Genomic DNA, 20,274 nt, shown 5'->3' with positions numbered 1-20,274 from the left:
CAAAGCGTTCACTGCGGGCGAGTGCGGGCCGGCACGCGGGTTTCCAGCGCGGCGGGCGTGTAGGCCGGGTCGAAGCTGCAGCCGACGCCGAAGGCGGCTTCGTTGGCCGGGCAGGCGGCCGCGATGCCGGCGGGCGTGGGCTTGGTGCCCTGCTCCACCCAGGCCAGCAAGGCGTTCATCAGCGTCGGGTAGGTCGGGCCGCTGATGTAGCTGTGGGTGCCGTTGGTGGTGAAGGTCTGGACCAGCCGGTCGCCGCTGCCGCCCTGTTGCATCACCGACTTGAACTGGGCGTCGAGCTCGACGAAGGCCGTGGGGTCGCTGATCCACTTGACGGTGAGCACCGGCACCGGGATCTTGCCCGTGGGGTCGGTGTCGGCGGCGAAGCGGCCGTAGGCGGCCGGGTCGGCGCTGTAGCGCAGCACGCCGGCGTTGAGCGCGGCGTCGTCGTCCGAGCCGCTGTAGACCACGCCCGCGTTGCCGAAGGGGCTGGCGCCGCCGGTGCGCTTGCTGCTCACGTCCTGGTAGTGGAAGGTGCCCCAGTTCAGGTGCGACTGGATCGCGCTGGACGGAATCCTGATCACCTTCTCGATGGTCGCGATGCGTGCCTTCTGTTCGGGCGTGCGGTCGGCGGCGGCCTTGTTGAGCGCCAAGCATTCGTTGACCCGGGCCGAGAGGTTCGACTGCGTCATGGTCACGCCCGCGGGCAGGCCCAGGTTCAGCGCGTAGGGCGTTTCGGTGGGACGCGGGTGGTTGTTGCACAGGTACTGGTAGACCACGCGCAGGTCGGTGCGGAAGTCGTAGGAGCGCGTACCGCCGGCCAGCACGCCGCTGGTGAGCAGCACCGCGTCGTAGGGCTGCACGCCCAGCGTCTCGGCGGTGAACATCTCGGCCGCCTTCGCGGCCACGCCCGCGCCCCAGGACTGCCCGTGCAGGATGGTGCGGGTCGGCTTGCCCACGTGCTGGCGGAAGATGCCGCGCAGGCGCTCGGTGTCTTCCGCGGCGGCGCGCACTTCGACGCCGCCCTGGCGGAAGGTCGAGCCGGCCCAGGCATAGCCCGCATCGACCATCACGGCCCAGCGCGTCAGGTCTTCGGTGGCCCGCTCGGCGGTCGGCGCGTCGAGGCTGGGGCCGCCATGCGCATGCAGCACCAGCTTGCCGTTCCAGACCGCGGGCTTGGCGATCAGGTAGTAGGCGCCCTTGGAATCCACGCCGCCCAGGCAGCTGGCGGTGGAGGGCACGGCCGCCGGGCAGGCGACCGGGCTGGGTGCGGCTTCGGTGGATTCCGGCGCGGGAGCCGGCGGATCGACGGGCACGGGATCGACCGGCGCGGGCTTCACCGGCGGGGTCGGCGCGGCGCCAGCGCTGTTGTCGTCGGAACTGCCGCCGCAAGCGGACAGCGCGATCACGGCCGCGACCGCGGCGGCCGTCACCGCGGCCGAATTGCAAAGTGCTTTCAAGGTCTTGTCTCCTGTAGGTATGCGGCGGATTGTGGAAACAAGAAGACGATATGGCAAAGATGTCTAGAATATGACCGCCATACACAATGCATATCGAGATCCGTCACCTTCGCTACTTCATGGCGGTCGCCGACGCCGGCCACATCACCCGCGCCGCCGAAGCGCTGGGCATGCAGCAGCCGCCGCTGTCGCAGCAGATCCGCGCGCTCGAGACGGAGCTCGGTGCCGACCTGTTCAACCGGCATCCCAAGGGCGTCAAGCTCACCGAAGCGGGCCGGCTGCTGCAGACCGAGGCCCGGCGCCTGCTGGCGGAATTCGGCGCCATGCAGACGCGCATGCTCGACTTCGTCGAGGGCCGGCGCGGACGCATCGCGATCGGCTTCACCACCTCCGCCGCGGCCCATGCCTTCACGCCGGCCTCGCTGCGCCTGTGCCGCAGCCGCCACCCCGAGCTGCAGATCGACGTGAGCGAGGACAACGCCGCGGAGATCACGGCCGCCGTGCTCGACGCGCGGCTGCACTGCGGCTTCGTGCGCGTGCCGGTGGCGCGCCCCGCCGGCCTGGCCTTCGAGCCGGTGCTGGAGGAGGAATCGGTGCTGGCCATTCCGATCGACCACCGGCTGGCGGCCGATCCGGCCACGCCGGTCACGCTCAAGGACCTGCGGGGCGAGCGGCTGATCCTGGTCCGGCGCCCGGGCGCGCCCGGCCTCTACGCCAACCTGCTCGCGGCCTGCGCGCGCGAGGACGTGGAGGTCGAGCTGGCGGTCGAGGTCGAGCACATGATGACCAACCTCAACCTCGTGGCCGCGGGCGTGGGCCTGTCGATCGCGCCGGCATCGATGCGCGGCACGCACGCGCAGGCCGTGGTGTACCGGCCCTTCAAGGACGCGCGCAGCCTGCGCTCGCCGCTCACCCTGGTCTACCGCGAGGCGGACTGCAACGGCCCCACGGGCGCCTTCATCGCGCTGGTGCGCGAGCTCGCCGCCCGCAAGGACCATGCGCTCTTCGACTAGCCCGGGCCCGGCCTCCGACCGCCGCCGTGCGCTGCTGCGGTGGCCGCTGGCAGCCCTGCCGCTGGGCGGCGCCGCCTTCGCCGCGCGCTGGCCGCAGCGTGCGATCCACATCACGGTGGCCTATCCGCCGGGCGGCGTCAGCGACCAGATCGCACGCGCGCTGGCCGAGGTGCTGTCGGCCGACCTGGGCGTGCCGGTGGTGATCGAGAACAAGGCCGGCGCCAGCGGCACGCTGGCCCTCGACCTGCTGGTGCGGCGCCCGGCCGACGGCCACAGCCTGTGCTTCGTGGCCGCCACCGCGATCGCCTTGCGCGCCCAGGCCGCGCAAAGCCGCGGCACGGCGTTGCGCGCGGCCGTGCCGGTGGCCGGCGTCATGCGCACGCCGATCCTGGTCGTCGGCACGCGCAGCCTGGGCGTCGACGGCTTCGCGCGCATGGTCGACAAGGCGCGCCAGTCGCCGGGCAGCGTGCGCTGGGCCACCACCGGCGAAGGCACGACCGGCTACGCGGTGCTCGACCGCGTGCGCCGCGCGAGCCGCACCGAGATCCTGCACATCCCCTACAAGGGCGGCGGCCAGCAGCTGCTGGATGCGCTGGCGGGCCACTTCGAGGTGCTGTCCACCAACGTGGCCAGCGCGCAGCTGGAAGACATCGCCGCGGGCCGCCTGGTCGCGCTGGCGGTGGGCGCGCCGGCGCGCCTGCAGGTGCTGCCCGACACGCCCACGCTGGCCGAGCTCGGCTACGAGGACGCGAACCTCGACTCGCTGTTCGGCCTGTTCGCGCCGCCCGAGCTGCCCGAAGCGCTGGCCGAGCGGCTGAACCGCGCGGTGGCGGTGGCGCTGCACACCCCCGCGCTCCAGACGCGGCTGCGCGGCATGAGCAACCTGCCCTTCGAAGGCAGCGCGCAGGCCTTCGCGCAGCAGGTGGCGCGCGAGGCGCGGCGGTAGGCGCGCCTCGCGCCCGATTCGGTCCGCGCCGGACGTTACGATCCAGCGCCCGAAGGTGGCACACAAGGCGCAAGACATTGAAGAAGCATGAGAAGAATCGCATCCGCATCGCCGGCACGGCCGCCGCGCTGGCGGTGGTGCTGGCAAGCACCGCGCTGTACCTCAGCCCCTACTGGGCGCTCCAGCGCCTGCGCGCCGCCGCCGAGGCACGGGACACCGCGGCCTTCTCCGCGCACGTCGACCTTCCCGCGCTGACGGAAAACCTCAAGGCGCAGCTGATGCACGAAATGACGCAGACCATGGGCGCCGCCGGGAAGAACGACCGCCTGTCGGGCCTGGGCCAGATGCTGGCCGTGGGCCTGCTGGGCCAGATGGTGGACAGCTTCGTCTCGCCGGCCAGCGTGATGCGCATGGTCGCGCAAGGCAAGGTGACGGTGGACATGGCGGCGCTGCGTGAGGCGCCACCGGCCGGGGCGGGCAGCGCATGGCACCATGCGCTGCGCTACCGGAACCTGTCGACGGCGCTGCTGCGCGCCGAGGGCGCTTCGGCCGCCGGCGCGTTCGTGTTCACGCGCCAGGGCCTGTGGTCCTGGAAGCTCACGGCGGTCGAGTTGCCCGAGCCGCCGCCCCATGCAATGCGGCCGCTGCCCTGAAAGGGGAGCGGCCGCCGGGCCCCGAAGGGCCATTGGCGGTCGCCTCCTCGGAGGCGACCGCTTCTTCTCACGCCATCAGTTGATGTTGGCGCCCATCGCGTGGAAGGGCTTGCCCGGCAGCTTGAAGGTGCCGCCGTACTCGAAGGCTGCGTTGTTGAGCAGCTTGCAGCCGCCCTTGGCGTCCGAGCAGGCCTTCGACGCCGCGTAGGTGTGCCAGGTGATCGGGCCGTACAGGAAGTTGTGGATGCCCTTGCCGCCGTAGTCGGCCACGCTCACCACGTAGCTTTCGGTGCCGTGGTTGTCCGTGTCTTCCGTCGAGATCGGATCGATCATGCGGCTCTCCTGCAGCGTGCGCGCCACCGAACCCGAGGTGATGCCCGAATCGAAACGCACCCACTGGACCTTGCGGTCGCCGCGCGAGGTCACGATCATCTCGCGCTCGACGGTGTTGGGATAGATGTCCTTGATCACCGGGGTGGCCGAGGCCTTCTCCTTGGCGTAGGCGATGCCCGTCGGGTTGCGCCCCACGGCCACCGAGAAGCGCTCGACGATGTCCGACGGCGTGCCGCCCGAGGCCTGGTTCAGGTAGCCCGAACCCAGGTCGAACACCCGCAGCTTGCCTTCCTGCGTGGCGATGAAGGCGCGGAACGGCGCGGTCAGCGACACCTTGACGGCGGTGGGACGGTTGTCCAGGTCCATCACCTTGACCACCGTGGGCTTCTGGCCCGAGGCGACGTCGAAGGTGTAGGGCCACTGCGAAGCCTGCATGCCGCGGTTGGCGATCATGCTGTTGAAGCCGGCTTGCGCCTGGCCGAAGTACTGCTGCTTGTAGTAGGCGAACAGCGGGCGCAGGTCCACGAAGGCGGCACGCTTCTCCGATTTGGAGATCACCACGGCCATGCCGGCGCGGGCATAGGCGCTCGACAGGTCACCGCTGAAGTAGCGCGTTCGAACGCTCGCGTTGTCCAGGTCGGTGTCCCAGTAGCGTTGCACGCGCTGGTAGTCGTTGTTCGCGAGACCGGTCGACACCGAGATCTCCGTGGGCGCCTTCATGGTGTCCGGCAGGTCGACGAAGCCGATCAGCTTGATGAAGTTGTAGTTGCCCAGACCGGGCATGCCCGGGTAGGAGCGCTTCCAGTTGCCCCAGTTGCCGTACCACTGCGATTCGGTGGCCATGGAGCAACCCTGGCAACCGTCGCCCAGCGCCAGCACGGCGACCTGACCGCGCATGGCGGCGGTGTCCCAGACCGTGACCAGGGCGAATTCGCCGCTGTTGGTGACGGTGAGCGCGGTCGGCACCTTGCCGGCCGGCAGCTGCGCGCTGACCTGGTTGCTCGCCGTGTTGCTGCCCACGCCCACGATGCGACCGTCGGCATAGACCGCGAGCGTGTTGGTGCACCAGCCGCCACGGCCGTAGCACTTGCCCAGCGCCACCGGCTTCTGGAGCGAGAAGCTCTTGAGGTACATGTCCACGCCGGCGTCGATCGTGCCGCCGTCGTTCGACGGGCCGTTGTAGCGCGTCCAGCTCGCCTCGGGCTCGACCGACATCGTGTTGTGCGCCACGCTGATCGCCTGCACCGAGCCCAAGCCGGCCGCGTAGGAGCGCTTGTAGAAGCTGGCGTCGGGCGTCGCGTCGGGGATGTAGCCGAAGTTCAGGATGCTCGAGCTGTAGTCGCCCGGGTCGTACTCGAGCGGTCCGCCGACCTGCCAGTTGCCGCACCAGCCGGTCCAGCCGCAACCGCGGTTGCCCTGGCCGTTGGGGTTCTGGATCGACACCATGTTCATCGGCTGGCTGGTGCGCTTGCCGTAGGTCGGCAGGCCGCTTTGCGAGGCGGTGCCGTAGTCGGCCGAGGACGGGCCGTAGCGGTACGCGATCGCATCGTCGGTGCCCATCTTCTGCGCCATCGCCTGGTACTCGGCGTTGGACACCGCGCCGTTGACCATCACGTCGCCGCTGATCGCGATCACGCCGGGGTTCGGCGTCGGCGTGGGGTCAGGCGTGGGCGTGGGCGTCGGGGTCGGCGTGGGGGTCGGGGTCGTGGTGCTGCCGTCGACCAGATAGCAGGACTTGTTCACGCCCGGTGCCGGGTCGCCGAACAGCTGATCCCCACAGGTGTAGGTGCCCGCGGCCAGCTGCTTGATGTTGAAGCGGGTGCCGGTGCCGTAGGCGATGCTGCTGGCCGTGCTCAGCGTGAAGGTGCCGCTCTGCCCCGTCAGCTGCTTCATCTGGCCGGTGGAGGTGGGCGGCGTCGGGGTGGGGGTCGGCGTGGGGGTTGGCGTCGGCGTCGGGGTGGGCGTCGGCGTCGTCGAGGTCTGCATGGCATAGCAGAGCTTGTTCAGGCCCGGGGCCGGATCCCCGAAGAGCTGGTCGCCGCAGGTGTAGGTGCCGGGCGTCAGGGTCTTCTGGTTCAGGCTCGAGCCCGCGCCATAGGCCATGGTCGTGGTGGTAGTCAGCGTGAAGGTGCCGCTTTGCCCCGTCACCAGGGTCATCGGGGTGGTCGTGGCGCCGTCCTTCACGGCGCAGAGCTTGTTCTTGCCCGGCGCGGGGTCACCGAACAATTGGTCGCCGCACACATAGGTGCCGGGCGTCAGGGTTTTGGTGCTGTAGAGGCCGCTGGCGCCATACACCACCACGGTGGTGCTCGACAACGTGAAGGAGCCGCTTTGACCGGTGAGGATTTGGGTTTGGGCAAATACCGAAGTGGGAATACCGATGGCCATGGCCAGCAGGGCCACCATGGCTCCGAGTCTTGAGATGAATACTTTCGACACTAAAAAATACCTTTTAAGGTAACGAACATTAACAAGAGGCGCAGGGCAAAGCCCAGGTCTGATGGAGACCATTCGTTAAACCGTGTGTGGGAATACCGGCGAGGAGAGAAACGAGCAGGGCCTGCAAACCTCTTCCGAGGGCGCAGTGAGGAGAGGAAGGCGCCCCCGCGATGGAGAACGCCTCCGCAGGAAGCTTGAGTCTGCACTCAAGCTCTTCTCCTACAGACCCCGCGTTTTTACGTGAGGTGAAAAGTTTGCGCAACGCTCAAAACACTAAGTTTCAAGTCGCCTCTTTTTTGGGCAGCGAAATTGTGGCTTCGTTTTGGTGAAAAGAGCCTAAAACGCACGGACGCGCATTGACGCAATTGGCGTCATTTCGTCACAAAAAAGAAATGAAATTGACATCTGCGACCCGCTGGAGTCGGAGATTTCCAGCGCGGTGAGAGACGAAATTGGCCTGCCCGGAGGGGATCGAACCCCCGACAACCTGCTTAGAAGGCAGGTGCTCTATCCAACTGAGCTACGGGCAGAAGAAGATGGGACGTCGGCGGGTGTGCATGCAGCGATGCACTGCGGCGTCAGCCCTGGATTCTGCCATGCGGTGAAGAGCGAATGCCCCTCCGGCCTGCGTCAGGCGCGCCATGCGAGGCGCCGGCCGTCCACATCGACGATCCAGGCCCCCGAGGCGGCGAACTGCACCAACTGGATCGAGGCGACGGCCTGCGCGAGGGTCGCGAATTCACGCGGACTCCGCGCCAGCACATCGCCTTCGTTCATACGCAATTCCCAAACCCAGCGGGCTCCGGACGTTTGGAACACAAAGTACTTCATGCTGGCGCATAGATTAGTACTTTAGGACGCTTTATGCGACACCGGAAAGCAACACAGCGCTGGAATCCGCGACGAAAGGCACGGGCCTCAGGACCGGCGGCGCCAGCCTGTCACGGCCCGGGTGCGGGCCTCGGCCTGCAGCGTGAGCGCCTGCCCCGCCAGGTCCATGCCCTGCGCGGAGGCCACGGCGACCAGGCGTGCGTGCAGCTCGGGGTCGTCGAGCAGCACGCTGCGACCGCTGTGGCCGCACACCAGGCGCAGCGCCGCGCCCTCGCCTTCGGCCAGGCCCAGACCATAGAAGGCCTTGCGGCCCGCGCCCCACTCCTTGCGCAGCAGTCCCACCGCCTCGAGCTGCTGCAGCGTGCGGTAGACGGTGCCGATGCTGGCGTGCGTGCCGCGCAGCATCATCCGGCGGAACACCTCCTCGGCGCACAGGCGCTCGGGCGCCGCGGCTTCCACGATCTGCAGCGCGCCGATGCGGGCCACGGTGGGCCGCAACCGCGCGGCGCGCAGCCGCTGGACGATGTGGCCGGGCGCGACGCTCACCGGGGCACCTCCGCCACCTGCCAGCCGCCGCCCAGCGCGCGGTGCAGGGCCACGCCGGCCTGCATCCGCGCCAGCCGGGCCTGCACCGCCTCGTCCTGCGCGGCATAGAGCGTGCGCTGCGCATCGAGCAGCGTCAGCAGCGTCTCGGCGCCGGCCCGGTAGCGCGACTCGGCCAGGGCGGCGGCGCGGCCGGCCTGCAGCAGTTCTTCGGCCTGCGCCTCGGCCTGCGCGCGGCTGCCGTCGACGGCGTTGAGCGCGACTTCGACGTCGCCGAAGGCCGCGACGATGGCCTGGTGGTAATTGGCCAGCAGTTCGGTGCGGCGGGCCGCTGCCTGGCCGGCCTCGGCGGCGAGCCGGCCGGCGTCGAACACCGGCGCGGCCAGGCCGGCGGCCAGGCTGTAGAGCGGGTTGTCGAACAGCGTGCGCACGCGATCGCCCGCGTAGCCCAGGCTGCCGCCCAGCGTCACGCGCGGCAGCATCGCGGCGCGCGCCGCGGCCACGTCGGCCTCGGCCGCAGCCAGGCGGGCTTCGGCGGCGGCGACATCGGGCCGACGCGCGAGCAGCTCGGAAGGCAGGCCGGCGCCGAGCGACGGCGGCGTCAATCCATCGAGCGAGGTGGTGCGTAGCGCGCGCGCGCCGGTCTCGCCCAGCAGCAGCGCCAGCGCGGTGCGCGCATCGACCGCCTGCTGGCGCAGCGCCGCGAGGCTGCGTGCCTGGGTGGCGACCAGGCCGCGTTGCTGCGCCAGTTCGAGCGGCGTGGCCGCGCCGGCGCGGGCACGCGCTTCGACCAGCGCCAGCACACGGTTGGCGCGCGCATGGTTGAGCAAAGCGATCTCGCTGCGCTCGGCGGCCGACACCGCCTGCAGCCAGTTCGTCGCGACATGGGCCAGCAGCGTGAGCCGCACGGTGTCGCGGTCGAACACGCTGGCCTGCAGGCCGCGCAGCGCGCTGTCGCGGGTCGCGCGGTGGCGGCCCCAGAAGTCGATCTCGTACTGCGCGCCGAGGCTCGCACCGAGGCTGCGGCCGGCGACGACGGCTTCGCCGCCCAGCCGGTCCTGCCGGCTTGCGTCGAGCTGCGCCGTGACCTTCGGCCGCAGCGCGGCACCCGCGATGCGCGCGGCCGCATCGGCCTGCGCCACGCGGGCGGCGGCGGCGACCAGGTCGAGGTTGCGTGCCAGCGCCTGCGCGCTCAGCGCCTCGAGTTCGGCGCTGCCGAAGGCCTGCCAGCCGCTGCAGGCGACGCAGTCGGACGCGGGCGCCTGCCATTGCGCGGGCAATGCCGGCGCCGCCATGTCGGGCGGGCGCGGCGGTGCCGCACAGGCGGCGAGCAGCAGGCTGACGCCGAGCGTGATGAAGCTTCTGTGCATGCGTTCTTTCATTCGCCCGCCAGCGCCACGACCGGGTCCAGCCGCGCGGCGGTCTTGGCCGGCATGTAGCCGAACACCAGGCCGGTGGCCACGGCGCACAGGAAGGCGCCGGCCATGGCCGACACCGAGAGCACCACCGGCACCGCGAGCGCGATCAGCACCGCCGCGACCATCACGCCCAGCGCTACGCCCACGGCGCCGCCGGTCACGGTCACCAGCACCGCCTCGGTCAGAAACTGCCGCAGGATGTCGCGCTGGCGGGCGCCGGTGGCCATGCGGATGCCGATCTCGCGCGTGCGTTCGCGCACCGTCATCAGCATCACGTTCATCACGCCGATGCCGCCCACCACCAGCGACACCGCGGCGATCAGGCCCAGCATCACGGTCATGCTCTGGCGGGTGGCGGCCTCGGCCTGCAGCCGTGCGCCGGCGTTGCCGATGCCGAAGTCCTCGCGGCCGTGGCGCGCGAGCAGCAGCGCCTTCATCGCGCGCTCGGCCGGCAGCACGTCGGCCGACGAGGCGGCCTCGACCACCACGTAGTCGGGCTGGGTCTGCACCTGGTAGACCCGCGCCCGGCCGGCGCGGTAGGGGATGAAGACCATGTCGTCGTAGTCCTGCGCACCGGAGTCGGCGCCGCGCTCGGCCATCACGCCGATCACCTCGAAGGGCGAATGGCCGATCAGCAATTGCTTGCCCAGCGGGTTGGGCGTATCGGGGAAGAAGTGGCGGTGCGCCTTGTGGCCCAGCACCACCAGCGGCGCGAGGTCGTGGTCTTCGGCCTCGGTGTAGTAGCGGCCCAGCGCCACCGGCCAGTGGTGCACCAGCGGCATCTGCTCGCTGGCGGCGAAGACGTAGACCTGGCGGTCGGCGCTGCCGTAGCGCACCGTGATCGGGTCGCCGATGACCGGCAGCACGCGCCGGATCTCGGGCAGTTCGGCCAGCGCCTCGAGGTCCTCGGGCGTGATCAACCCGGCCGGCCCGCCCGTGGGCGGCGGACGGCTGCCCAGGTAGAGGATGGCCGTGCCCATGGTGCCCATCTGCTGCACCACGCGCTGGCGCGCGCCCTCGCCGATGGCCAGCATCACGATCACCGAGGCCACGCCGATCACGATGCCCAGCAGCGTGAGGCCGGTGCGCGCGCGGTTCAGGCGCATGCCACGCCAGGCGGTGCGCGCGGCCTCGCGCACGTCGGCGCCGAAGGAGGCGCCGCCGCCCCTGGCCGCATCGGCGATGTCCAGCGGCGGCAAGGTGTGGCCCGAGAGGACCGGCGCCGCGCCCCGCGCGCTGTCGCCCACGATCTCGCCGTCGCGGATCTCGATCACGCGGCGCGCCTGCGCGGCCACCTCGCGGTCGTGCGTGATGACGATCACCGTGTGGCCGGCGTCGGCCAGTTCGCGCAGCAGCGCCATCACCTCGGCGCCGCTCTTCGAATCGAGCGCGCCCGTGGGCTCGTCGGCCAGGATGATGCGCCCGCCGTTCATCAGCGCGCGCGCGATCGACACCCGCTGCTGCTGCCCGCCCGACAGCTGGTTGGGCCGGTTCTCTAGCTTGTCGGGCAGGCCCAGCCGGCCCAGCAGCGCGGCGGCGCGTTGCGCGCGTTCGGGCTCGGGCATGCCGGCGTAGATGGCCGGCACCTCGACGTTCTCGCGCGCCGATTCGCTCGCGATCAGGTGGTAGCCCTGGAACACGAAGCCGAAGGCCTCGCGCCGCAGCCAGGCCAGCTCATCGGCGCCGAGCGACGCCACGTCGTGGCCGCCGAAGCGGTAGCTGCCTTCGCTCGGGCGGTCCAGGCAGCCCAGCAGGTTCATCAGCGTGGACTTGCCCGAACCCGAAGTGCCGACCACCGCGAGGAACTCGCCCTGGTGGATGTCGAGGTCGATGCCGCGCAACACCTCGACCGGCGGCCGGCCGCTGCCGTTGCCGCCGTAGCGCTTGCGGATGCCGCGCAGCGCGATCAGCGGTGCCCCGCTCACCACTGGATCCACCGCACGCCCTCGACCGGCTTCTCGCCCACCACCAGGCGCTCGCCCTCGGCCAGCCCCTGCTGCACCTCGGCCAGGTGCCGGCTGCGGACGCCCACGCGCAGCGTGCGCGCCACCGGCTGGCCATCGGCGCCCAGCACGCGCGCGGTGTAGGCGCCCGGTTCGCCGTCGACGGCCGTGAGTGCAGCCAGCGGCACCGCGAGCACGCCCTGGGCCTGCGCGGTGACGAAGCCGACCTGCGCGGTCATCTGCGGCATCAGTTCGCCGTCGGCGTTGTCGACGTCGAACAGCACGGTGTAGACCACCGCCTTGGCGGCGCCGGGCACCGAGCCGCCCGCGGCCTTGGCGCCGGCGGGGCCTTCGGGCACGGGCGGCGCGGGCAGCACCTGGCGCACGGTGGCGTTCCAGCGCCGCGGCGTGGCGCTGTCGAGCCCGCCCAGCGTGGTGAAGTAGACCGGCAGGCCGGCCTTCACGCGGCGCACGTCGGCCTCGCTGACCTCGGTCCAGACCGTCATGGCCGACAGGTCGGCGATGCGCAGGATGTTGGGCGTCTGGTAGGTGGCGTTGAGGGTCTGGCCGGCGCGCGCTTCCACCGACACCACCGTGCCCGCCATCGGCGCGTAGATGCGCGTGTAGCCCAGCCGCGCTTCCTCGGCGCGCTGCGTGGCCTGGGTCTGGGCGATCTGCGCGTCGAGGTGCGCGACCTTGGCGGCGGTCGAGGCCAGCGTGGCCTCGGCCGTCTGCAGATCTTCGTCGCGCGTGGCGCCCTCGGCCGCCATCTGCTGCTGCCGCGCCAGCTGCTGCACCGCCAGCCGGTGCTGCGACTGCTGGTCGGTGCGCTGCGCCCGCAGGCCCGCCAGCGCCGCACGGCCGGCATCGACCGTGGCCTGCTGCACGCTGGGGTCGATCTCGACCAGCAGCTGCCCCTTCGTCACCACGCTGCCCGGTTCCACCGGCAGGCGCTGGATCAGCCCCGACACCTGCGCGCCCACGTCGACATAGCTGCGCGGCTGCAGCGTGCCGATGGCGGTGACGGTCGACGCGACCTCGCCGCGCGCCACGGCCTGGGTCTGGTACACGACCGAGGGCCGCGCCTTCCACCACCACGCCGCACCGCCGGCCACCACGGCCGCGGCCAGCACGATCGCGAGTGCGCGCCGGCCGCGCGCGGGACGCGCCGCCACCGCCATCAGCGGGCCACCTCGAAGCTCAGCGTGGCGGTGTGGCGCACATCCTCGTACTTCTTGCCGTCGACCGTGACCGCGCCGTTGACGCGCGCCGTGACCTCCAGCAGGTACAGGCCGGGGAACGGCGTGCCCAGCGTGACGGTGCCGTCCTTCGAGGGCTTGAGCACGCGGCGCCAGCCCTCGGAGGTGTCGACGTTGACCTGCGAGGCGGCCACGGTGTTGCCCTTCCACACCAGCTTGAAGGTGTTGCCGCCGGGTTCGGTCGGCACCAGTTCCAGGTCGTTGACCGCCTTGGTCTCGGCGCGGCCGAACCTGGCCTGGTAGTAGTGCAGGACCGGCGTGGCGGATGCGGCGTCGACACGGCTGGTGACCACGCGCAGGTCGGCGGGCGTGGCTGGCGCGGAAATGGCCAGGCGCTCGGCCTCGGCCGCGAGCGGCAGGTCCTTGCCGTCGGCCAGGAAGGCGCGCGGCGCGAGCAGGCCGGCCAGCGGCTGGCTGCCCTTGCCCAGGTCACCCATGCGCGCCTCGACCACCGGGCCTTCGCGCTGCAGCCAGAGGTACTGCGCCTGCGAAGCACCGGCCAGCGAGAGGAGCGCGGCGGCCAGCGAGACGGAGCGGGACAGCGAGCGAAGGCGGAGCGAGGACGGGAACGTCATGGGTGAATGGACCTTGGAGGAATCGGATGAAAGAAGTTCGCGGGCGGCCGTCGCAGGCCGCTCAGAAAGACAGGGAAGACGATGCCAGCGACCAGCCCAGGCAGGCCACGCCGGCCACGGCCGACAGGGCCGCGCCCGTGGCCGCCGTGCGCGGCAGGTAGGGCAGCAGCAACGCCACGCCCAGGGCGGCCGCGCTCAGGAAACCCAGCCACGCGACGGTGCCCACGCTGCCGCCCCAGGCGATCAGGCAGGGTGCCAGCGCGAGCGCGACCAGCAGGCTGCCCAGGCCGCGCAACAGCCGGCGCTGCAGCGTCGGCGTCTCGCGCCGTCGCGTGAGCTGTTCATGGTGGCGGTCCATCGCGAAGCCCAGCGCGGCCATGCCGGCGAAGGCCAGCGCGAGCGCCAGCAGCGAAGCGGTGGTGGTGTTCATGGCGAGGCCTCGGCGGTGGTGGGGGTCGCCGTCGAACGCACGGCCTTCTTCGTCGTGTGCGCGACGCCGTGCCGCTCGCGCCGGCGCAGGAAGCGCAAGGCAGCGACGGCCGCCACGCCGAAGGCAACCGACACCGCCTCGACGCCCGCGCTCTCCCAGTCGCCGCGCAGCCATTGGGCCAGCGGCCAGTCGCCGGTGGTGGCGAAGTTCAGCACCGGCAGCAGCAGGCACAGCGCGGCCAGCAGGCCCATCTGCTCGCGCCACGCAGCGCCCGGCCTGCGCAGCAGCGCGTGGACCAGCGCCAGCAGCCACAGGCCGAAGAACACGCGCAGTTCCCAGTCGGCGCGCTGCGTGAGGCCCAGCGGCACCAGGCGGTTGGCCCAGAGGTAGCCGATGCAGGCGATGCCCAGCCCGGCGATCGCGGCGACGTTGAGGCCCTCGACCAGTCGATAGACGCGCGCGGTGGCGCCGCCGAACTCGGTGCCATGCTTGCCGCGGCGCTTGACCATGAACAGGATCGCGCCCGTGCCCATCATCGCGGTGCCCGCCAGGCCGCAGAGGAAGTAGAGCCACTTGACGGCCCAGCCGCCGAAGCTCGCCATGTGCAGGCCGCCCATCGCCGATTGCGCGAGCGCGGCCGTGCCGCCATCGGCCGCGCCGGGCAAGCGGACCTGCAGCAGCTCGCCGGTGGCCGCCGAGAACGAAGCCATGCCGGTGGTCGGGCTCAGCCGGTGCAGCGACTCGGCCTCGCCGTTCCAGCCGTAGACGCCGATGCGCGCCGCGGCGTCGCCGGGGTGGTCGATCACCACCGCGCGCACCGGCTGCCCCATGAGCGCCTGGCCGCGCGCGGCGAAGGATTCGAGCGCCGGCACGGGCATCGCGGTGCCGCTGCGCGCGGGCTTGCCGCCGTTGAGCTCGGCCATGAACTGCTGCTGCGCGGCCTTGTCGCTGCCGTAGTGCGCGAGCTTGGCCACGGGCATGAAGGTCAGGCCCGAGATCACGATGCCGGTGTAGGCGATCATCAGCTGGAAGGGCAGCGTGAGCACCGCGACCGCGTTGTGCGCATCGAGCCAGCTGCGCTGCCCCTTCTTCGGCCGGAAGGTGAAGAAGTCCTTGAAGATGCGCTTGTGCGTGATCACGCCCGAGACCAGCGCCACCAGCATGGCCAGCGCGGCGATGCCCACGATCCACAGGCCGACCTGGCCCGCGTGCAGTTCGTAGTGGAAGTCGACGAAGTGGTGGCCGGCCAGCGTGCCGCGCACCGGCGTGGCGGTGTCGGCGGCCAGCGCGTCCCCGGTCGCGGGGTTCAATGCCGCGGCCACGTACTGGCCCTTGGCATCGAACCAGTACACCTTCAGTTCGCCGCCGCCCTGTGCGTCAGAAGGCCAGAGCTCCCACATCTGCGCCTGGGGATGGTGCTCGGCCATGTAGGCCATGCCCCAGGCGAGGCGCTGCGCGCGTCCGGCCGTCGCGGCCTTGGGCGCCGCGGCGGCGGCCGCTTCCTCGGCATGGTGCTCGGGCGTCATCCAGTGCGAGATCGGCTCGTCGAACACCGCCAGCGTGCCGGTGAGGAACACCGCGAACAGCAGCCACGAGAACCACAGGCCGCACCAGGTGTGCAGCCAGGCCTGCGCCTGGCGGAAGCCGCCCTCGCCGGCCCCGTGGCCTGCGGCCTTCTTGCGCAGCGCCTTGTGCGCCGCCTTGGTCTGTGAATTGCTCATCTCAGCCTCCCACGCGCGGCCACAGCCAGCCGACCAGCGCGAGCACCCCAGCCGGCCCCAGCAACCCGAGCCAGACACGGGCCGGCCGCACCGGCGAGAAGGCCCAGACCACGGCGAGCGTGTGGACGACGAAGCTGAACTGCATGCCGGCGAGCACCGCGTCGGCACGCGCGGACGGCAGCACGGCCGCCAGGCACACCGCGGTGGCCGCCGCCAGCGCATAGCCGCCGAACACGGCGGCCGCGAGGCGGGACAGGACGAGCAGGCCCGCGGGCGCGGGAATGGAGGAAGAAGGCATCGGGGTGGTGGTCAGGTGGGGCGCATGAAAAAGCGCCTCTCCTGATACATGACCAACGAGATCGAAAAAGGGGTCATCCGGGAAGGCCCGTTCCCCCAAAAACCACAGTTTTTCTGCAGCGCGTGTGTCAAGCGCGGCCGCAGGCGCCGGGACTTCACCGCGCAACCAGCACGCCGCGGCCCGTCGACACCCCCGATCAGAACTTGTAGTTGAGCGTCGCCATCACGCTGCGCGGCGTGCCGAACTGCCCTTGCCCGTCGATGTTGACGTAGTACTTCTTGTCCGCCAGGTTGTTCAGGTTGAGCTGCAGCGAGAGCTGCGGCGTGAACGCATAGCGCGCCATCAGGTTCAGCAGGCCGAAGGACTTCTGGCGGAACACCACGTCGGCGCTCGCGGTCGAGAAGCTCGACGAGGTGCTCGACTGCCAGGTGAAGCCGCCGCCCAGCGTGAGGGCCTGCCACGCACCCTGCAGCCGGTAGCTGCTGAACAGCTGCACCTGCGTGCGCGGCGCCCAGGTGTTGACGGCCGTGCCTTCGGCATCCTCGGCCACGGTGCGCGAGAGGCCGGCCGAGAGCTTCCAGTCGGGCGTGATCTCGCCCGAGACCTGCGCCTCGAAGCCGCGGCTGGTCACGCCCTTGGCACCGAAGTAGGCGAAGTCGGTGGTGCCGGGCACGACCTGGTTGCCGTCGAGCTGCGCCACGTTGTCCTGGCGGATGCGGAAGACCGCGAACGAGGTGTTGAGGCGCCCGCCCAGGTGCGCGCCCTTCAAGCCCAGCTCGAAGCTCTTGCCGGTCACCGGATCGAGGTAGGCGCCGCTGGTGTCGCGGTAGTTCTGAGGCTGGAAGATGTCGGTGTAGCTGGCGTAGGCCGAATAGGTGCGGTCGATCTCGTAGACCAGGCCGGCGTAGGGCGTGAACACGTCGTGCTTGCGCGTCACGCGCAGGCCCTGCACCTCCCAGCTGCTCTGGCGACCGCCGAGGATCAGCTTGAGCGGATCGGCCAGCGACAGGCGCAGCGCGCCGTAGAGGCCGTCCTGGCGCGTGCGGTCGAGTGAGCTGATGGTCAGCGGCCCCCAGCTCGGCTCGGCGAAGGACCCATCCCACTGGCGGAAATCGCCGGTGCCGGCCAGCACGCCGGTGCGCGCATGGCCGGCCTTGACCTCGCGCGCGCGGCTGCTGCTGAGCCCGAGCACCGCCTCGTGCGTGCGGCCCAGCAGCGTGAAGGGGCCGGTGGCCTGCAGGTCGGCGCTGTTCTGCTGGAAGCTGTATTCCGAGTAGTTGGGCAGCGCGCGCAGGCCCAGGCCCGTGACCGGGTCGGGCTGGCTGAACAGGTAGAGCAGCTTGGCGTCGTAGTCGCTCTCGCGGTGCGACAGGTTGGCCTTGAGCGACCAGCCGCCGTCGAAGCGGTGCGCGAGGTTGGCGAACACGCTGCGGTTGGTGCTGTTCCAGTGGGTCCAGTTGGCGGCCGTGGTCTTGGAGGTCGGCCAGTCGGCGATCGAGCCGTCGCTGAACACCAGCGGCAGGCCACCCCAGGTCGAGCCCGTGGGCCGGTTCGACTGGTAGTCGGCGCCCACGCTGAGCGTGGTGGCGGGCGTGAGGTCGGCATCGACCACGCCGTAGAAGGCGTTCTTGCGTGCATGGTAGAGGTCGACGTGCGAATCGCGCGCCTCGGTCATGGCCGCGAAGCGCCCGCGCACCCGCCCGTCTTCGGTGATCGGCGTCGACAGGTCGACCGCCGCGCGGTGCTGGTTCCACGAGCCGATGCCCAGCGAAGCGCTGCCGGTGAAGACCTTGCTGTCGGCGCGCTTGCGCACCAGGTTGATCGAGGCCGAGGGGTTGCCCGCGCCGGTCAGCAGGCCGGTGGCGCCGCGCACCACCTCGACCCGGTCGTAGATCGTGGTGTCGCTGCCCGACTCGCCGTAGAACGAGAGGCCCAGCGAGGTCGGCACGCCGTCGTACTGGACGTTGTCGATGTAGAAGCCGCGCGAATAGAAGTCGGAGCGGTCGCTGTCGGAGCTGACCACATGGATGCCGGTGACGCTGCGCAGCGCCTCGTTGAGCGAGACCAGGTTCTGGTCCTCGATCTGCTGGCGCGTGAGCACGCTGACCGACTGCGGCGTGTCGCGCAGCGCCAGCGACAGCCCGGTGGCCGCGGCGGTGGCGCGCGTGGTGTAAGAGCCCGTGCCCTCGGTGGTGCCGCTGCGGTCGGCATCGGCGCTGACCGTGACGGTGGGCAGCGACTCGCCCGTCGCGGTGGCCGACGACACCGCCGCCGCGCGCCGGCGCAGCACGTAGCTGCCGTCGTCACGGGCCACCGCCTCGAGGCCGCTGCCGCCAGCAGCGCGGCCATCGCTTCGCGGCCTGCATAGCGGCCCGAGAGCGCGGGCCCGGTGCGGCCGTCGGTCAGGGCCGGGTCGAAGGACAGCGCCACGCCGGCCTCGGCCGCGAAGGCCGACAGCGTGCGGCCCAGCGGGCCAGCCGGGATGTCGTAGGCGCGCGGCGCGATCGACTCGAGCGCGACCGGGCCGGCGGCGAAGGCCGAGGCGGCGCCGCCGAGCGCGAGCACCAGCAGGGCGCGATGAAGGGCAACAGGGAAAGCCGCGAAGCGGAAATGCGCCGCAGCGGCGCGGGAAGGACGGACGGACATGGAAGCGGACCTTTGGCAAGCAGATCAAGAAAGGGGTTCACCCGCCTTGCCAGCCGAGATCGCAAAAAGTATCAGGCGCGCTGCAAAAAAAACTTCTTCTTCCTCAGCGCGCCACGAGCGTGACCCAGTGCCCGTGCAGGCGCGACACCGCCTCGACCTCGTAGGTCGAGACCAGCATGCGCAGCACGCGGTCGGTGTCGTCGATGGGGAAGGCGCCCGACACGCGCAGTTCGGCCACGGCCGCATCGCAGGCCAGCAGGCCGGGCCGGTAGCGCCCCACTTCGGCCGCGAAGTCGGCCAGCCGCATGCGGTCGGCCACCAGCATGCCGCGCGTCCAGGCGCTGGCGTCGGGGTCGCGTGCGCTCTGCCTGTCGATGGCCTCGCGGCTGAACGTGGACTGCGCACCGGCCTCGACCACCACCGGCGTGGTGCCGCTGTCGGGCGTGATGCGCACCGCGCCCTCGAGCACCGCGAGCCGCGTGCGGCCCGCGTCCTGCCGCACCGTGAAGCGCGTGCCCAGCGCCTGCAGCAGGCCCTGGCGCGTGGCCACCCGAAAGGGCCGGTGCACGGCGGCGTTGTCAGGCGCGGTGGCGACGAAGATCTCGCCCGCGCGCAGCACCAGCAGGCGCTGATGGGCATCGAAGCGCACATCGAGCGCGCTCGCGGTGTTGAGCGTCACGCGCGTGCCGTCGGCCAGCGTGAGTTCGCGGCGTTCGCCGGTGGCGGTGCGGTGCGTGGCGGTCCAGCCCTGCGCGTCGGCCACCTGCCAGGCGAGCCAGCCCGCGGGCACGGCCGCCAGCAGCGCGGCCAGCTTGACCATCGCGGCCCGTCGGCCCGCGTGCGCCGGCCGGCCCAGTGCCGGCATCGCCAGCGCCGAGGGCAGCCCGCCCAGCTTGTGCATCAGCAGCTCGGCCCGCGCCCAGGCCTGCGCATGCGCGGGGTCGGCACGCTGCCAGTGCTCGCAGGCCTGCCGGTCGGCGGGCGTGGCGCGGCTGTCGTGCAGGCGCATGAGCCACTCGGCGGCCTCGTCGAGCACGCGGGCGTCGAGGCCTGCGCTCATTCAAGAACCTCCGCGCCGCGCGCTGCGGTGCGAGCTTGCTTGGGGCGGCCCGGCGCTGCGCTCATTCAAAAACCTCCGCGCTGCGCGCTGCGGTGCGAGCTTGCTTGGGGCGGCCCGGCGCTGCGCTCATGCCATCAACGCCAGGCAGCCCCGGAAGCCCTGCTGCATGTAGCGCTTGACCGTGACCAGCGACACGCCCAGCTCGCGCGCGATGTCCTCGTACTTCATGCCCTCGATCTGCGACAGCAAAAAGGCGCGCCGCGCCTGCGGCTTGAGCGCGTCGAGCATGGCGTCGATCTCGTGCAGCGTCTCGAGGATGACCAGCCGATGCTCGGCCGAAGGCGCCTGCGCCTCGGGCAGCACGGCCAGCGCCTCGAGATACGCCCGCTCCAGCGCCTGGCGCTGGTACCAGTTGACGAGGATGTTCTGGGCGATGCGCGTCAGGTAGGCGCGCGGCTGGACGATGAGCTCGGGCTGCCGCGCCACCAGCAGGCGCATGAAGGTGTCCTGCGCCAGGTCGGCCGCATCGCAGGCATTGCCCAGCTTCCTGCGCAGCCAGCCCTGCAGCCAGCCGTGGTGGTCGGCATAGAGCGCGGCGACTTCGCTGCGCTCGCTGCAGGGGGGGATCTCGGCGGCATGCATGGCGGCTTCCCAGGGCTTCACCGGGGCGCGGAGCCGACGGTCAATCAAGAATGGTTCTTATTTCATT

17 protein-coding genes and 1 tRNA gene are annotated in these 20,274 nt (G+C 71.2%); 3 read left to right on the top strand and 15 right to left on the bottom strand.

What is annotated here, in order from left to right:
• Nucleotides 1-8: 8 nt before the first annotated feature.
• Complete coding sequence (locus QTI20_RS01220; protein ID WP_503011375.1) at nt 9-1,457, bottom strand: hypothetical protein; 1,449 nt, start codon at nt 1,455-1,457, stop codon at nt 9-11.
• A 92-nt stretch (nt 1,458-1,549) separates the two neighbouring features.
• Here QTI20_RS01220 and QTI20_RS01215 point away from each other — a divergent pair, with 92 nt between their 5' ends.
• From QTI20_RS01215 to QTI20_RS01205, 3 genes are all read left to right on the top strand, one after another.
• A complete protein-coding gene (locus QTI20_RS01215; protein ID WP_286551014.1) occupies nt 1,550-2,470 on the top strand; it encodes a LysR family transcriptional regulator in 921 nt (306 codons plus the stop codon).
• Nucleotides 2,454-3,416: a Bug family tripartite tricarboxylate transporter substrate binding protein gene (locus QTI20_RS01210; protein WP_286550706.1), complete on the top strand. Its 963-nt coding sequence runs from the start codon at nt 2,454-2,456 to the stop codon at nt 3,414-3,416. The genes QTI20_RS01215 and QTI20_RS01210 overlap by 17 nt, the downstream gene beginning before the upstream one ends.
• A gap of 77 nt (nt 3,417-3,493) precedes the next feature.
• Nucleotides 3,494-4,069, top strand: coding sequence for a DUF2939 domain-containing protein (locus QTI20_RS01205; RefSeq protein ID WP_286550707.1), 576 nt, complete (start codon nt 3,494-3,496; stop codon nt 4,067-4,069).
• Between the two features lie 75 nt (nt 4,070-4,144).
• Here the strand turns inward: QTI20_RS01205 and QTI20_RS01200 are convergent, their stop codons facing one another.
• From QTI20_RS01200 to QTI20_RS01135, 14 genes are all read right to left on the bottom strand, one after another.
• A complete protein-coding gene (locus QTI20_RS01200; protein WP_286574127.1) occupies nt 4,145-6,718 on the bottom strand; it encodes a hypothetical protein in 2,574 nt (857 codons plus the stop codon).
• Between the two features lie 576 nt (nt 6,719-7,294).
• Nucleotides 7,295-7,371 (bottom strand) — tRNA-Arg (locus tag QTI20_RS01195).
• 100 nt (nt 7,372-7,471) lie between these two features.
• Complete coding sequence (locus QTI20_RS01190; RefSeq protein WP_286574125.1) at nt 7,472-7,618, bottom strand: hypothetical protein; 147 nt, start codon at nt 7,616-7,618, stop codon at nt 7,472-7,474.
• 141 nt (nt 7,619-7,759) lie between these two features.
• On the bottom strand, nt 7,760-8,218 hold the full coding sequence (locus tag QTI20_RS01185; RefSeq protein WP_286550710.1) for a Fur family transcriptional regulator: 459 nt from the start codon (nt 8,216-8,218) through the stop codon (nt 7,760-7,762).
• The gene (locus QTI20_RS01180; protein WP_286550711.1) at nt 8,215-9,585 is read right to left on the bottom strand and encodes an efflux transporter outer membrane subunit; all 1,371 of its coding nucleotides are present in this window, start codon (nt 9,583-9,585) and stop codon (nt 8,215-8,217) included. The genes QTI20_RS01185 and QTI20_RS01180 overlap by 4 nt, the downstream gene beginning before the upstream one ends.
• An 8-nt stretch (nt 9,586-9,593) precedes the next feature.
• Nucleotides 9,594-11,558, bottom strand: a complete 1,965-nt coding sequence (locus QTI20_RS01175; protein ID WP_286550712.1) for an ABC transporter permease — start codon at nt 11,556-11,558, stop codon at nt 9,594-9,596.
• On the bottom strand, nt 11,555-12,757 hold the full coding sequence (locus tag QTI20_RS01170; protein WP_286550713.1) for an efflux RND transporter periplasmic adaptor subunit: 1,203 nt from the start codon (nt 12,755-12,757) through the stop codon (nt 11,555-11,557). Before QTI20_RS01170 ends, QTI20_RS01175 begins: the two co-directional genes overlap by 4 nt.
• Complete coding sequence (locus QTI20_RS01165; protein ID WP_286550714.1) at nt 12,757-13,410, bottom strand: hypothetical protein; 654 nt, start codon at nt 13,408-13,410, stop codon at nt 12,757-12,759. The genes QTI20_RS01170 and QTI20_RS01165 overlap by 1 nt, the downstream gene beginning before the upstream one ends.
• Before the next feature lie 61 nt (nt 13,411-13,471).
• A complete protein-coding gene (locus QTI20_RS01160; protein ID WP_286550715.1) occupies nt 13,472-13,840 on the bottom strand; it encodes a DUF3325 domain-containing protein in 369 nt (122 codons plus the stop codon).
• Nucleotides 13,837-15,561, bottom strand: coding sequence for a PepSY-associated TM helix domain-containing protein (locus tag QTI20_RS01155; protein ID WP_286550716.1), 1,725 nt, complete (start codon nt 15,559-15,561; stop codon nt 13,837-13,839). Before QTI20_RS01155 ends, QTI20_RS01160 begins: the two co-directional genes overlap by 4 nt.
• 1 nt (nt 15,562) lies before the next feature.
• Nucleotides 15,563-15,859, bottom strand: coding sequence for a DUF3649 domain-containing protein (locus QTI20_RS01150; protein ID WP_286550717.1), 297 nt, complete (start codon nt 15,857-15,859; stop codon nt 15,563-15,565).
• A gap of 196 nt (nt 15,860-16,055) precedes the next feature.
• Nucleotides 16,056-18,173: a ferric-rhodotorulic acid/ferric-coprogen receptor FhuE gene (fhuE, locus tag QTI20_RS01145; protein WP_286550718.1), complete on the bottom strand. Its 2,118-nt coding sequence runs from the start codon at nt 18,171-18,173 to the stop codon at nt 16,056-16,058.
• A gap of 435 nt (nt 18,174-18,608) precedes the next feature.
• Nucleotides 18,609-19,565, bottom strand: a complete 957-nt coding sequence (locus QTI20_RS01140) for a FecR domain-containing protein (RefSeq protein ID WP_286550719.1) — start codon at nt 19,563-19,565, stop codon at nt 18,609-18,611.
• Between the two features lie 126 nt (nt 19,566-19,691).
• Nucleotides 19,692-20,207 carry a sigma-70 family RNA polymerase sigma factor gene (locus QTI20_RS01135; protein WP_286551015.1) on the bottom strand — a complete coding sequence of 172 codons (516 nt, stop codon included), beginning with the start codon at nt 20,205-20,207 and terminating at the stop codon, nt 19,692-19,694.
• Nucleotides 20,208-20,274 lie beyond the last annotated feature (67 nt).

It is taken from the genome of Variovorax sp. J2P1-31 (assembly GCF_030317215.1).
Taxonomy (GTDB): domain Bacteria; phylum Pseudomonadota; class Gammaproteobacteria; order Burkholderiales; family Burkholderiaceae_C; genus Variovorax.
This window is presented reverse-complemented; position numbering and strand designations above follow the sequence as displayed.

Excerpts from the sequence above, each read along its gene's own strand:
- QTI20_RS01210 (WP_286550706.1), top strand. The coding sequence starts at position 2,454 with ATGCGCTCTTCGACTAGCCCGGGCCCGGCCTCCGACCGCCGCCGTGCG.
- QTI20_RS01190 (WP_286574125.1), bottom strand. The coding sequence starts at position 7,618 with ATGAACGAAGGCGATGTGCTGGCGCGGAGTCCGCGTGAATTCGCGACC.
- QTI20_RS01180 (WP_286550711.1), bottom strand. The coding sequence starts at position 9,585 with ATGCACAGAAGCTTCATCACGCTCGGCGTCAGCCTGCTGCTCGCCGCC.
- QTI20_RS01170 (WP_286550713.1), bottom strand. The coding sequence starts at position 12,757 with ATGGCGGTGGCGGCGCGTCCCGCGCGCGGCCGGCGCGCACTCGCGATC.
- QTI20_RS01165 (WP_286550714.1), bottom strand. The coding sequence starts at position 13,410 with ATGACGTTCCCGTCCTCGCTCCGCCTTCGCTCGCTGTCCCGCTCCGTC.
- QTI20_RS01160 (WP_286550715.1), bottom strand. The coding sequence starts at position 13,840 with ATGAACACCACCACCGCTTCGCTGCTGGCGCTCGCGCTGGCCTTCGCC.
- QTI20_RS01155 (WP_286550716.1), bottom strand. The coding sequence starts at position 15,561 with ATGAGCAATTCACAGACCAAGGCGGCGCACAAGGCGCTGCGCAAGAAG.
- QTI20_RS01150 (WP_286550717.1), bottom strand. The coding sequence starts at position 15,859 with ATGCCTTCTTCCTCCATTCCCGCGCCCGCGGGCCTGCTCGTCCTGTCC.
- QTI20_RS01140 (WP_286550719.1), bottom strand. The coding sequence starts at position 19,565 with ATGAGCGCAGGCCTCGACGCCCGCGTGCTCGACGAGGCCGCCGAGTGG.
- QTI20_RS01135 (WP_286551015.1), bottom strand. The coding sequence starts at position 20,207 with ATGCATGCCGCCGAGATCCCCCCCTGCAGCGAGCGCAGCGAAGTCGCC.